Consider the following 12,301-nt stretch of genomic DNA (forward strand, 5'->3'; position numbering starts at 1 on the left):
TGGGAGGGGGAAGGGACGGGGGGGGTCCCCGCCTGGGGGGAGGTTCCCTCCCCACTGCGGAGGGTGCGACGGCGCGTCAGCTCTCGGGCTGCGCGGCGGCGGCCTTCTTCGTCGTGCGACGACGCGGGGCCTTGGGGGCCTCGGCGGTCTCGGCGACCGTGGCCTCCGCCGGAGCGGCGGCGGCCTTCTTCGTCGTCCGGCGGCGGGGCGCCGTCTTCGGCTCGGACGCGTCCGGGGCCTCGGCGGCGACGGCCTTCTTCGTCGTCCGGCGGCGCGGGGCATTGGGGGCCTCCTCGTCGGCGGGCTCGACGGCCGGGGCCTCGACGGCCTCGGCGGCGACGGCCTTCTTGGCCGTACGGCGACGGGGTGCCTTCTTGGGCTCCTCGACGACCTCGGCGGCGGGGGCCGACTCGACGACCTCCACGACCTCGGCCGCGACGGCCTTCTTCGCCGCGCGACGGCGGGGCGCCTTCTTGGGCTCCTCGACCACCTCGGTCACCGTCTCGGCGACCTCGGCGACCGGCTTCGCCGCCGCGAGGGCCGCGGCCGCGGTCTCCACGGTCTGGAAGGTGACCGTCTCGGCCTCGGGCTGCACGATGCGCGCACGACGACGGCGCGGGGCCGCCTTCGGGGCCTCGTCCACCGGCTTGGCCTGCGCGACCACGGCGACCGGGGCCTTGGCGACGGGGGCCGGGGCCGGGGTCTCCACGACCGGGGCGGGCACGACCGGAGCGGTGGCGACGGGGGCGGCGACAGCGGCCTCGACGGCCGGCGCGGCGGTGTTCGACACGGCTGTGGCACGGGTGCGGCGACGGCGACGCGGCGTGCGCGGCGCGTCCTCCGCCGCCGGAGCGGCGACGGCGGCCGGAGCCATAGCCGGGGCGGTGGTCGTCTCCACCGGCTCGCCGGTCGAGGAGCCACCGCGCGTACGGCGGCGCTGGCGCGGGGTGCGCGTACGGGCCGGACGCTCCTCGGCCACCGGTTCGGCGGCCTTCTTGCGGCCGCGCCCGCCGGGCTCGCCCAGGTCCTCCAGCTCCTCCGCGCCCAGACCCGCACGGGTCCGCTCGGCGCGGGGCAGGACGCCCTTGGTGCCCGCCGGGATGTCCAGCTCCTCGTACAGGTGCGGGGAGCTGGAGTACGTCTCGACCGGCTCGTGGAAGTCCAGCCCGAGCGCCTTGTTGATGAGCTGCCAGCGCGGGATGTCGTCCCAGTCGACCAGGGTGACGGCCGTGCCCTTGTTGCCCGCGCGGCCGGTGCGGCCCACGCGGTGGAGGAACGTCTTCTCGTCCTCGGGCGACTGGTAGTTGATGACGTGCGTGACGCCCTCGACGTCGATACCGCGCGCGGCGACGTCGGTGCAGACGAGCACGTCGACCTTGCCGTTGCGGAACGCGCGCAGGGCCTGCTCGCGCGCGCCCTGGCCGAGGTCGCCGTGGACCGCGCCGGAGGCGAAGCCGCGACGCTGCAGCTGCTCGGCGATGTCGGCCGCCGTGCGCTTCGTACGGCAGAAGATCATCGCGAGCCCGCGGCCGTTGGCCTGCAGGATGCGGGAGACCATCTCCGGCTTGTCCATCGAGTGCGCGCGGAAGACGTGCTGCTTGATGTTGGCGACGGTCACGCCCTCGCCGTCGGGCGAGGTGGCGCGGATGTGCGTCGGCTGCGACATGTAGCGGCGGGCGAGACCGATGACGGCGCCCGGCATGGTGGCCGAGAACAGCATGGTCTGACGCTTCGCCGGAAGCATGTTCATGATCTTCTCGACGTCGGGCAGGAAGCCCAGGTCGAGCATCTCGTCGGCCTCGTCGAGGACGAGGGCCTTGACGTGGGACAGGTCCAGCTTGCGCTGGCCGGCCAGGTCCAGGAGGCGGCCCGGGGTGCCCACGATGACGTCGACGCCCTTCTTGAGCGCCTCGACCTGCGGCTCGTACGCCCGGCCGCCGTAGATGGCGAGCACGCGGACGTTACGGACCTTGCCGGCGGTCAGCAGGTCGTTGGTGACCTGGGTGCACAGCTCGCGCGTGGGGACGACGACCAGGGCCTGCGGAGCGTCGGTCAGCTGCTCGGGCCTGGCCCGGCCGGCCTCGACGTCCGCGGGGACGGTGACGCGCTCCAGGAGGGGCAGCCCGAAACCGAGGGTCTTGCCGGTGCCGGTCTTGGCCTGGCCGATGACGTCGGTGCCGGAGAGGGCGACCGGGAGGGTCATCTCCTGGATGGGGAAGGGGGTCACGATGCCGACGGCTTCGAGCGCCTCGGCCGTCTCGGGAAGGATCCCGAGCTCTCGGAAAGTCGTAGTCAGGGTGCTGCCTCTTCTGTGAGACGCGGCGCGAGGCGAACGCTGGGGGTCGTACCGTGCCGATTCGCTTCCGACCGGATCGAGGAAAGGATCACAGTCGGGTGGCGCGGGACCACTGCCGTCGCTCGAGCGTCGTGCCGCTTGAGGGACCCTCCTGCGGGTGCGCGGGGAGGGCTGTCGGGTCGGAGCCAGTCGGGCCACCGACCGGGCATCCTCATTCATGAGTCGGCCCACCGAGTACGTCCGAACGTGCGAAAACTTGTCCGCATACTCAGCAGGCGCTTTACCACTGTACCCCGGATTCGCGCATGTGTGTTGGGAGAATTGGCGATGAGGGCGCGGTCACAGTGACCGACCAGCCCCCTGGGCGCGTCGGGGAGCGGGCTATTGTGCGCTTCATGGAGACGCCTGACAACGCCACGCCCGCCGAAGAGAACGCGGAAGCGACCACCGAGGAGACCGCCGAGGTGCTCACCGGTATCGCCGCCCAGGACTGGGCCACCGCCTCCGCCGAGCCGCATTACCGCGCCGCGGTCGTCGACCTGCTCGGCGCGCTGGCCTACGGCGAGCTCGCGGCCTTCGAACGTCTCGCCGAGGATGCCAAGCTCGCGCCGAGCCTCGCGGACAAGGCGGAGCTGGCGAAGATGGCCTCCGCCGAGTTCCACCACTTCGAGCAGCTGCGCGACCGGCTGGCCGCCGTCGACGCCGAGCCGACGGCCGCGATGGAGCCGTTCGCCAAGGCCCTCGACGACTTCCACCGCCAGACCGCGCCGTCGGACTGGCTGGAGGGCCTGGTCAAGGCCTACGTCGGCGACTCGATCGCGAGCGACTTCTACCGGGAGGTCGCGGCGCGCCTCGACTCCGACACGCGTCGGCTCGTGCTGTCGGTCCTCGACGACACCGGCCACGGCAACTTCGCCGTCGAGAAGGTCCGCGCCGCGATCGATGCGGACCCGCGCGTCGGCGGCCGGCTCGCGCTGTGGGCGCGCCGGCTCATGGGCGAGGCGCTCTCGCAGGCCCAGCGGGTCGTCGCCGAGCGCGACGCCCTCTCCACCATGCTCGTCGGCGGGGTCGACAGCATGGCCGCCGGTTTCGACCTGGCGGAGGTCGGCCGGATGTTCTCCCGGATCACCGAGGCGCACACCAAGCGGATGGCCGCGCTGGGCCTGGCGGCGTAATACCACCGCCGGTCACACCCCACCGGACACGGACGTCGGCCCCGCGGCTCAGGCCGTGGGGCCGACGACGTCTGTTCGTGGAGGGGTGTTCGGGGTGTGCGGGGGCGGGCGCTGTTCACGCCGCCGCTGATCGGCGCAGACGGCGCGTGGCCGGGCGGATCAGCAGCGAGAGCAGGACCGTCGCGATCGCCACGGCCCCGAGGAGCGTGGCAAGCGCGTGGCCGGGGCCGAGAGCGCCGTGGGTCACCAGGGCGCCGAAGACGGCGCCGAGCGTCCCCGTGGCGAGAACGACCCCGCGTGCGGGGAGGCGGTCGGGCAGCCGGTGCACGGCGGCCCAGGCCAGGGCGAGTCCGAGCAGGGCGGAGCCGAGGGCTTCCAGGAACACGGGATCACCTCGCGTGCGGTGCGGGGCGGGACATTCGGTCGTAGGCCGTCCTACCCGGACCGACTCCGACGCAATCCTCCTCGCCCGCCTCACCTGCACCTTCTGCCCGAGTCCGCGTACCGGGCCGGACCCGGAGCCCACCCGAACGGACGAAGGGCCCGGCGGATCGAATCCGCCGGGCCCTTCACCTGTCTCTGCGTACGCCTCAGAGCGCGCCGAAGCCCACCCGGCGCACCGCCGGCTCGCCGATCTCCACGTACGCGATCTTGTCGGCCGGGATCAGGACCTTGCGGCCCTTCTCGTCCGTGAGGCTGAGCAGCTGCGCCTTGCCGGCCAGCGCGTCGGCCACCGCGCTCTCGACCTCCTCGGCGGACTGCCCGCTCTCCAGAACGATCTCCCGGGGTGCGTGCTGCACGCCGATCTTGACCTCCACGGCTATGTCCCTCCGAACGGTCAGCGTTGCGCGTCTACCGCGCCGTACGCTGCACACATTAGCCCGGTGAGGCGATCCGCACGGCGCACCGGCCGAACGCCAGGAGCGAACATCCGGGATCGGACACCCCGGAGTGCGGCGCCCGGAAGCGCGACGAGCCGGGCTCAGCGGCCGTCGGTGAGCGGCTGGCCTTCCGCCGGGTGCAGCGGGAAGCCCGCGATACCGCGCCACGCCAGCGAGGTCAGCAGCGCCACCGCCTTGTCACGCGGGATGGGCGACTCGCTGGAGAGCCAGTAGCGCGCCACGACCTGCGACACACCGCCGAGACCCACGGCGAGCAGCATGGACTCGTCCTTGGACAGGCCCGTGTCCTCGGCGATCACGTCGGAGATCGCCTCGGCGCACTGCAGGCTGACCCGGTCCACCCGCTCGCGCACGGCGGGCTCGTTGGTCAGGTCGGACTCGAAGACGAGCCGGAACGCGCCGCCCTCGTCCTCGACGTACGCGAAGTACGCGTCCATCGTCGCCTCGACGCGGAGCTTGTTGTCCGTCGTCGACGCCAGGGCCGTGCGCACGGCCTGGAGCAGCGCCTCGCAGTGCTGGTCGAGCAGGGCCAGGTAGAGGTCGAGCTTCCCCGGGAAGTGCTGGTAGAGCACGGGCTTGCTGACACCCGCGCGCTCCGCGATGTCGTCCATCGCGGCGGAGTGGTACCCCTGGGCGACGAACACCTCCTGGGCCGCCCCGAGGAGCTGGTTCCGTCGGGCTCGGCGCGGCAGGCGCGTGCCCCGAGGGCGTGCTGCCTCTGTCTGCTCGATGGCTGTCACGCCGCCTCCCAAAAATCGATCCATGCGCTGTGTGGCGCCGCGCCCGCCATCGTACTTTTGGGTAACCCGGCTGTGCGCGGTGCGGACGCAGAATTTCACGGACCGGACGCCGAGGCGATAGGCGATCCAACATTAAACCGAACGAATCAACGGTAGTCGTCTTCGTCGAGAGCGACGACACGCGCCTGTTCGGACGCGTCCGCCTCGTTCGCGGAGTCCCGTTCGAGATGGGTGTGCGGCTCGTCCTCGTGCTGCTGCACCTCGGCGCGCTGCTCCGCCGCGTCGGCCTCAGGGATTTCCTCGTCGAGCACGTCGTCCTCTTCCTCGGCGAATGTGTCCGGCTCGTTCGGATCGACAGTCATGCGGATTCCTTCCAGCATGCGGGTCCTCTCCGATGGCCCTCTCTACGAGCGTAGGAGCACACTCGGTGCGGCGCACCCGAACCTGTGACGCCACACACACGCGCCCCCGCGTGATCGTCTCGTAATATTGCGGCCATGTCGTCGACCGAGCTGCCGGAGACCCGGACCGCCGCCGCACCGTCCTCGTCGCGGACCCGCGCCGTACGGGTCGCCGACGGCGAGCAGCTGCGCTCCGTCTCGCTGCCCGGGCTCACGCTCACCGTCCGCGCCCGCCCCGGCGACCGGCCGGGCCTCGCGCCCGCGCTGTACGTCCACGGCCTCGGCGGTTCGTCCCAGAACTGGTCGGCCCTGATGCCGCTGCTCGCCGACCTCGTCGACGGCGAGGCCGTCGATCTGCCGGGCTTCGGCGACTCCCCGCCGCCCGACGACGGCAACTACTCCGTCACCGGACACGCCCGGGCCGTCATCCGGTTCCTCGACGCCTCCGGCCGCGGCCCGGTCCACCTGATCGGCAACTCGCTCGGTGGAGCCGTCTCCACCCGGATCGCCGCGGTCCGCCCCGACCTGGTCCGCACCCTCACCCTCGTCTCCCCGGCCCTGCCCGAGCTGCGCGCCCAGCGCACCGCATGGCCCACCGTGATCCTGGCCGTACCGGGCGTCGCACCCCTCTTCGCGAGGCTGACCAGGGACTGGACGCCGGAGCAGCGCGTCCGCGGGATGCTCGCCCTCTGTTACGGAGACCCCGGCAGGGTCTCCGACGAGGGCCTTCGGCACGCCGTGGAGGAGATGGAGCGACGCCTGGAGCTGCCGTACTTCTGGGACGTCATGGCCCGCTCCTCGCGCGGCATCGTCGACGCGTACACACTGGGCGGTCAACACGGACTGTGGCGGCAGGCGGAACGGGTGCTCGCGCCGACGCTGCTCGTCTACGGTGGCCGTGACCAGCTCGTCTCGTACCGGATGGCGCGCAGGGCGGCCGCCGCGTTCCGCGGCTCGCGCCTCCTGACGCTTCCGGACGCCGGGCATGTGGCCATGATGGAGTACCCCGAGACGGTCGCCCGGGCCGTACGGGAACTGATCGAATTGAACGAACAGAGCGAAGGCCGCGTAGAGAACGCAGAGAAGCGCGGCAGCAGTGGCGACAGCGGCGACAGTGGCGGGAGCTGATCCGGGGCGTGGGACGACATAGTCGCAAGGGCCCCGCGCCCGCTCCCCCCGCTGATCCGGGGCGGCGGGAGGCCGCAGGGCAGGGGACGGGGCGCCGCAGGCGCGCGCAGGGCGTCGAGGACACGGGCCCGCAGGAGCGGTACCAGGAGCCGCGTCAGAGCACGAACCCTCCGGATCCGTACGCCCAGGGCGGCTACGGACAGGCTCCGAGTACGTACGGGCAGGGGGCCGGCCCCTACGGGCAGGCGCCGAGCACCTACGGGCACGGACCGGGCACCCACGGGCAGCGACCCGGCGCGTACGGGGCACCCCGGCCCGGCGTGCGTGGTCAGGGCGGCGGCCGTCCCGTCTGGGACACGCCGATGCACGGCACGCCCGTCTACACCGCCCCCGCCGACGCGGCCGTACGGGGCGGGCACCCGGAACACACCGAGACCGCGCCCCGGCCGCCCGAGCGCTACGGCGACAGGCCGGGCTCCCGGGAGGACGCGCCGGACGGGACCGGTACCACCGGGCGCACCCCCTTCATCCCCGCTCCTCGCAGGGAGCGGGACCCCGAGGACCTTCCCGACGACCTGCCGGGGGATCAGTCCGAGGAGACGCGGGTCAGGACGGGCGGAAAGGGCCGGGCGTTCACCGGCATCGCGGCCGCCGCCGTCACCACGGTCCTCGCCGTCGTCGTGGCCGGTCAGGTCGCGGACCGGGACGCCGGCGGCGCCGTCGCCCGGTCGGCGGAGGGGCCCACGGGCCGGGCCGTCGACCAGGGCGGTACCTCGCGCTCCGACGAGCGTCCCGCACCCCCGCGGACAGCACCCGTGGCACCCGCCAAGCCGCTCACGTACGAGCAGCTGATGGCGCGCCAGTTCCCCATCGACCCCGAGCTGAAGGGCCCGGGCGAGTTCGAGGCCGTGGGCGGCTTCGACCGGGCGCCGGGCAAGGGGCGCAAGATCCGGTACCGCGTCGACGTCGAGAAGGGGCTCGGGCTCGACCCGAAGCTCTTCGCCGAGGCCGTCCAGAAGACCCTCAACGACGAGCGGAGCTGGGCCGGCAAGGGCGCCATGACCTTCGAACGGATCTCCAGCGGGGACCCCGAGTTCGTGATCACGCTCGCCAGTCCCGGCACCACCGGCGTCTGGTGCGCGAAGTCCGGCCTGGACACCACCGTCGACAACGTCTCCTGCGACTCCGCCTCCACCTCCCGTGTGATGATCAACGCCTTCCGCTGGGCGCAGGGCTCGGAGACCTTCGGAGCGCAGGCGGTGTTCGCCTATCGCCAGATGCTCATCAACCACGAGGTCGGGCACCGGCTCGGTCACGGCCATGTCAGCTGCCGCACCCCCGGCGCCCTCGCTCCCGTGATGCAGCAGCAGACCAAGTCCCTGAACGTCGAGGGCGTCACGTGCCGCCCCAACCCCTGGGTACACCCCGGGAACTGACGTCCACCCGGTCGTCCGGCGGCCGGTGTCCCCCGACGCCGCCATGGTCGGCCGTGTCCTGACTCTGCGTACGCGAATCGCCTCGTAGCGCGACGGAACGCGACCGGGGCGCGAAAGTTACGTGCATTCACCCCTTCCGGTGGCGCGACGGACAACCGGCACATCCGCTTACCTTCATCCCGCTGCGAGTCGCCGAACCCACGGCGGCCGGGCGTCAAGCGAGATCGGGGGTGTACTCATGCGGATCGGACTGCTGACGGAGGGTGGCTACCCGTACGCCACGGGTGAGTCCAGACTCTGGTGCGACCGCCTCGTGCGCGGGCTCGCGCCGCACGAGTTCGACGTGTACGCCCTCAGCCGCAGCGCCCGGCAGGAGGAGGCCGGCTGGGTCGACCTGCCCCCGCAGGTCCAGCGCGTCCGCACCGCCTCGCTCTGGGCCCCCGAGGACGACGGCCACACCTACGGGCGGCGCGAACGGCGCCGCTTCGCCGAGCACTTCGGGGCGCTCGTGACCGGCATCTGCGCCGAGCACGACACGACCGCCGCCCACCGCTTCGCCGACGGACTCCACGGACTGGCCGAACTCGCCGGCGAGCGCGGCGGCCTCTACGCGGCGCTCCGCTCCGAACTCGCCGTCCGCACCCTGGAGTCCGCCTGTCACGCGCCCGGTGCACGCCGGAGCGTGGCCGACGCCACCGTGCCCGACTACCTCGACACCGTCGACCAGTTGGAGCGCGCCCTGCGGCCGCTCTCGCTCGACTGGTACGGCGAGGACGGCCTCGGCGCGGTCGACCTCTGCCATGCCGCCTCCGGCGGATCGGCGGCGTTGGCCGGGCTGTTGGCCAAACGCTTCTTCGGCACCCCGCTGCTGGTCACCGAGTACGGCGTCCAGCTGCGCGCGCACTACCTCGCGACCAGCCGGGCGCCTCGGTCGGCCCCCGTCCGCGCGCTGCTCGCCGGCTTCCACGGCAGGCTCGCGGGCGAGGTCTACCGGCAGGCCTCGCTCCTCACCCCCGGCAACACCCACGCCAGGCGCTGGCAGGAGCGGTGCGGAGCCGATCGCGCCAAGCTCCGCACGGTCTACCCGGGCATGGAGTCCGACCGGTTCACCGAGGCCGGCGAGGACGAGGAGAGCGGCGACCCGGCGACGCTCGTCTGGGTGGGCCGGGTGGAACCCGCCAAGGACCTGATCGCCCTGCTGCACGCCTTCGCGGAGGTGCGCAAGGCCCAGCCGGACGTACGGCTGCGGATCATCGCCGCGCCGGTGCGTGAGCCGGGCGCGGACGCGTACATCGCGCACTGCAAGGCGCTCGCGGCCCAGCTCTTCCCCGACGAGGCGCCGGGGGCGCACGCCGTCGGTGAGAACCCGGTCTCGTTCGAGGAGATCGGCGGGCCGGAGGCGCCGACGCTCGCCGAGGCGTACACGGCGGGGGCGGTCGTCGTGCTCTCCAGCGTCGTGGAGGGGTTCCCGATCAGCCTGGTCGAGTCGATGTTCTGCGCGCGGGCGACGGTCTCGACGGACGTCGGCGCGGTCGTCGAGGTCATCGGCGGTACGGGACTCGTCGTGCCCCCGCGCAATCCGCGGGCGCTCGCGGACGCGTGCCTGGCGCTGCTGCGCGACCCCGAGCGCAGGTACCGGCTGGGGGCGGCGGCGCGGGCCCGCGCGCTCGAACTCTTCACGGTCGAGCAGAACCTGGCCGCGTTTCGCGGCATCTACCTCGAACTCCTCTCCCATGCGCCGGTGCGCCGTCGTGCCGCGGAGGGCGTCCCCTTCGCGCACCCGGCGGAGGCGTACGTCCCGGGCGCCTGGGCGGACCAGCCCGTGAGCGCGACCAGCGGATCGGGAGACGCCGATGCCTGAAGGAGGCACCCCCATGCGCGGCCCCGCCGCCCCCACGCCCCCCGGCCCCTGGGACTCCCGCTCCGAGGCGCTCCTCGGGACGAAGGCCCTGACGGTGGCCGTGACGGTCTCCGTGACCACGGAAGCCCACGAGAGGCCGGGCCCCCTGGGACACGGCTCCGACGCCCGCCCTGCGGGCTCGGCGACGGCGGGCTCGGGTACGGCGGGTACGGGTACGGGTACGGGCGCGGCGGACCGCGCCGCGCGCGGGGACGGCGAGTGGCGCACCGCGGCACCCGGGCCGGTGATCGTGCCCCCGGCGGCGCCGGGTCCGGTCGCCGGGCGAACCGCCGCGCCTGTGGGGGGTGGTTCGGGGCTCGATCTGCGGGCGGCCGGGGCGCGGCCCGGTGCGGTGCCGGGGCCGCGGGGCGAAGACCCGGCCACCGCTCCCACGACGGAGGCGTCCGAGGCGTGGGGCACCCCGGCCCGGGAGGCCGGGACTTCGGAGCCCGCCCGTGGCCCGCGCGCCACGGCCCCCGAGGCGGTGGGCGACGTCCCGCCCAAGCCCGCTCGGCGAGGGCCCGCCGACCCCGTCAAGGCGCTCATGCACCGGCACCGGGAGCTGTGCGAGCGGGCCGTCGACCCGCTGGAGATCGCCGCCGGGCTCGAAGCGCACGGCGTCACCGACCGGACCGCCGCGCGGTTCAGGCACCGGGACGTCTTCTCGCTCGCCGAAGAGCTGTACGTGCGCGTGCCGCGTGGCAACGGGGCGCCCGTGCGCCCCGCACCGGAGGGTGAGCCGCACGCCGGGTGGGCCGGGTGGACCCTGGCCGCCCTGGCACCCGGCGCCGTCGCCGCCCTCACCGTCACCGGACTCGCGCTCACAGAAGGGCCCGTGCGCCTCGCCGTCGGCGCGGCCGGGGCCCTCGGCCTGGCCGCCGCGCTCGCCGTCGCCGTACGGCGCGGCCCCCTGCGCGCCGCCGGCCGCACCGTCCCCGCCGCCCGCGTCTGGACCCTCTGGCTCCTCGCGTACGCGCTCGGCGGGGACGGTCTCCTCCAGGCGACCCTCACCGGCGGACCCGACGGTGCCTGGCCCGTCACCCCCGCCCCGCTCCTCGGTCTCGCCCTCGCGGTGGCCCCCGCCGCCTGGTGCGCCCGGCTCTTCGCCACCAGGGCCCGCCGCAGGCTCGCCGCCAGCCGTGGCCTGGAGGACTTCGCCGCCGGCACCCGCCCCGTACTCCTCGCCACCGTCGCCCTCCATCTCGCCGTGCTCGCGGGCCTGCTGACCCTGACCGGCTTCGCCCCCGGCGCCCTCGCCCTCGGCGCCCTGCTCCTGCTCGCCCGGCTCCTCGCCGTCCACGGCTTCCCCGAGACCGCGGCGAGCGGCCTCGCCGCTGCCTGCGCCGCCGAGGCGCTCGCCCTCGCGAGCGTCCTCGCCGGCCGGGTCCCCGGCTGCGACCTCCTGGCCGCCCCCGTCCGCGCCGTCGTCGACGCCTGGGGCCCCGGAGCCGTGCCCGCCCTCGTCTGCGGGGGCGCGGCGCTCGGCCTCCTCGCCCACGCCACCGCCACCCTCTCCCGGGCCTCGGCCCACGCCACCCCCTAGGGCCGTCATACCGGCGCGCCACCTCCCCCCCGCCGCCCGAGCGGCACCCCACCCCCTGAACCCAGGCGCACCCGCGGAGCCGACGCCGCGGGCGCACCCACCGCGCAGGACCCATCCCAAGGAGACGAAAGAGACATGACCTCCCAACTTCCAGCAACGGCCGGTCGGCACGAAGGGGCCGCACGATGAGGGTGTTGCTGCTCGGAGCCAACGGATTCCTCGGACGATTCGTCGCCGACCGGCTGCTCGCCGACCCGGCCGTGCATCTCACCGCCCTCGGCCGGGGCGACGACGCCGACGTACGGTTCGACCTCGCCGGGGGCAGCCCCGGCGCCCTGACCCGCTTCCTGGACGCCGTCCACCCCGGAGTCGTCGTCAACTGCGCCGGCGCCACCCGAGGCGGAGCCCGCGACCTGACCCGGCACAACACCGTCGCCGTCGCCACCGTCTGCGAGGCCCTGCGCCGCAGCGGCTGCGGAGCACGGCTCGTCCAGGTCGGCTGCGCCTCGGAGTACGGCCCCTCCCAGCCCGGCTCCTCCACCGCCGAGGACGCCGTGCCCCGCCCCGGCGGCCCGTACGGCGTCTCCAAGCTCGCCGCGACCGAGCTGGTCCTCGGGTCGGGACTCGACGCCGTCGTCCTGCGGGTCTTCTCCCCGGTCGGCCCCGGCACGCCCGCCGGGTCCCCGCTCGGCCGCCTCGCCGAGGCAATGCGCCGCGCCATGCAGGCCGGCAAAGGCGGGCTCAAGCTCAGCGGCCTAGGCGCCCAGCGCGACTTCGTCC

11 protein-coding genes are annotated in these 12,301 nt (G+C 74.2%); 6 read left to right on the top strand and 5 right to left on the bottom strand.

Features of this window, described 5'->3' with window-relative positions:
• Positions 1–76: 76 nt before the first annotated feature.
• Positions 77–2,203 carry a DEAD/DEAH box helicase gene (locus ACFUJR_RS36800; protein WP_383451183.1) on the bottom strand — a complete coding sequence of 709 codons (2,127 nt, stop codon included), beginning with the start codon at positions 2,201–2,203 and terminating at the stop codon, positions 77–79.
• Positions 2,204–2,691: 488 nt separating this feature from the next.
• Here ACFUJR_RS36800 and ACFUJR_RS36805 point away from each other — a divergent pair, with 488 nt between their 5' ends.
• Positions 2,692–3,471 (top strand): ferritin-like fold-containing protein, encoded by a 780-nt coding sequence (locus ACFUJR_RS36805; protein ID WP_383179884.1) that lies wholly within the window; start codon positions 2,692–2,694, stop codon positions 3,469–3,471.
• 115 nt (positions 3,472–3,586) lie between these two features.
• Here the strand turns inward: ACFUJR_RS36805 and ACFUJR_RS36810 are convergent, their stop codons facing one another.
• From ACFUJR_RS36810 to ACFUJR_RS36825, 4 genes are all read right to left on the bottom strand, one after another.
• Positions 3,587–3,856 carry a hypothetical protein gene (locus ACFUJR_RS36810; RefSeq protein ID WP_383179881.1) on the bottom strand — a complete coding sequence of 90 codons (270 nt, stop codon included), beginning with the start codon at positions 3,854–3,856 and terminating at the stop codon, positions 3,587–3,589.
• A 205-nt stretch (positions 3,857–4,061) separates the two neighbouring features.
• Positions 4,062–4,289 (bottom strand): DUF3107 domain-containing protein, encoded by a 228-nt coding sequence (locus ACFUJR_RS36815; RefSeq protein WP_352193002.1) that lies wholly within the window; start codon positions 4,287–4,289, stop codon positions 4,062–4,064.
• A gap of 164 nt (positions 4,290–4,453) precedes the next feature.
• Positions 4,454–5,113 carry a TetR/AcrR family transcriptional regulator gene (locus ACFUJR_RS36820; RefSeq protein WP_383179878.1) on the bottom strand — a complete coding sequence of 220 codons (660 nt, stop codon included), beginning with the start codon at positions 5,111–5,113 and terminating at the stop codon, positions 4,454–4,456.
• 146 nt (positions 5,114–5,259) lie between these two features.
• Positions 5,260–5,475: a hypothetical protein gene (locus tag ACFUJR_RS36825; RefSeq protein ID WP_383179875.1), complete on the bottom strand. Its 216-nt coding sequence runs from the start codon at positions 5,473–5,475 to the stop codon at positions 5,260–5,262.
• 135 nt (positions 5,476–5,610) lie between these two features.
• Here ACFUJR_RS36825 and ACFUJR_RS36830 point away from each other — a divergent pair, with 135 nt between their 5' ends.
• The 5 genes from ACFUJR_RS36830 to ACFUJR_RS36850 all read left to right on the top strand — a co-directional run.
• Positions 5,611–6,642, top strand: a complete 1,032-nt coding sequence (locus ACFUJR_RS36830; protein WP_383179872.1) for an alpha/beta fold hydrolase — start codon at positions 5,611–5,613, stop codon at positions 6,640–6,642.
• A gap of 8 nt (positions 6,643–6,650) precedes the next feature.
• A complete protein-coding gene (locus ACFUJR_RS36835; protein ID WP_383179869.1) occupies positions 6,651–8,078 on the top strand; it encodes a DUF3152 domain-containing protein in 1,428 nt (475 codons plus the stop codon).
• 238 nt (positions 8,079–8,316) lie between these two features.
• A complete protein-coding gene (locus ACFUJR_RS36840; RefSeq protein ID WP_383176364.1) occupies positions 8,317–9,939 on the top strand; it encodes a DUF3492 domain-containing protein in 1,623 nt (540 codons plus the stop codon).
• Positions 9,940–9,952: 13 nt separating this feature from the next.
• Positions 9,953–11,521, top strand: a complete 1,569-nt coding sequence (locus ACFUJR_RS36845) for a hypothetical protein (RefSeq protein WP_383176367.1) — start codon at positions 9,953–9,955, stop codon at positions 11,519–11,521.
• 185 nt (positions 11,522–11,706) lie between these two features.
• Positions 11,707–12,301 (top strand): NAD-dependent epimerase/dehydratase family protein (locus ACFUJR_RS36850; protein WP_383451181.1); only part of this gene is annotated, 595 nt, incomplete at its 3' end.

Source organism: Streptomyces sp. NPDC057271 (assembly GCF_042668715.1).
Taxonomy (GTDB): Bacteria; Actinomycetota; Actinomycetes; order Streptomycetales; family Streptomycetaceae; genus Streptomyces.

Bases quoted from the DNA above. Each gene is read 5' to 3' on its own strand.
- ACFUJR_RS36800 (WP_383451183.1), bottom strand. From the start codon at position 2,203: ATGACCCTCCCGGTCGCCCTCTCCGGCACCGACGTCATCGGCCAGGCC.
- ACFUJR_RS36805 (WP_383179884.1), top strand. From the start codon at position 2,692: ATGGAGACGCCTGACAACGCCACGCCCGCCGAAGAGAACGCGGAAGCG.
- ACFUJR_RS36825 (WP_383179875.1), bottom strand. From the start codon at position 5,475: ATGACTGTCGATCCGAACGAGCCGGACACATTCGCCGAGGAAGAGGAC.
- ACFUJR_RS36830 (WP_383179872.1), top strand. From the start codon at position 5,611: ATGTCGTCGACCGAGCTGCCGGAGACCCGGACCGCCGCCGCACCGTCC.
- ACFUJR_RS36840 (WP_383176364.1), top strand. From the start codon at position 8,317: ATGCGGATCGGACTGCTGACGGAGGGTGGCTACCCGTACGCCACGGGT.
- ACFUJR_RS36845 (WP_383176367.1), top strand. From the start codon at position 9,953: ATGCGCGGCCCCGCCGCCCCCACGCCCCCCGGCCCCTGGGACTCCCGC.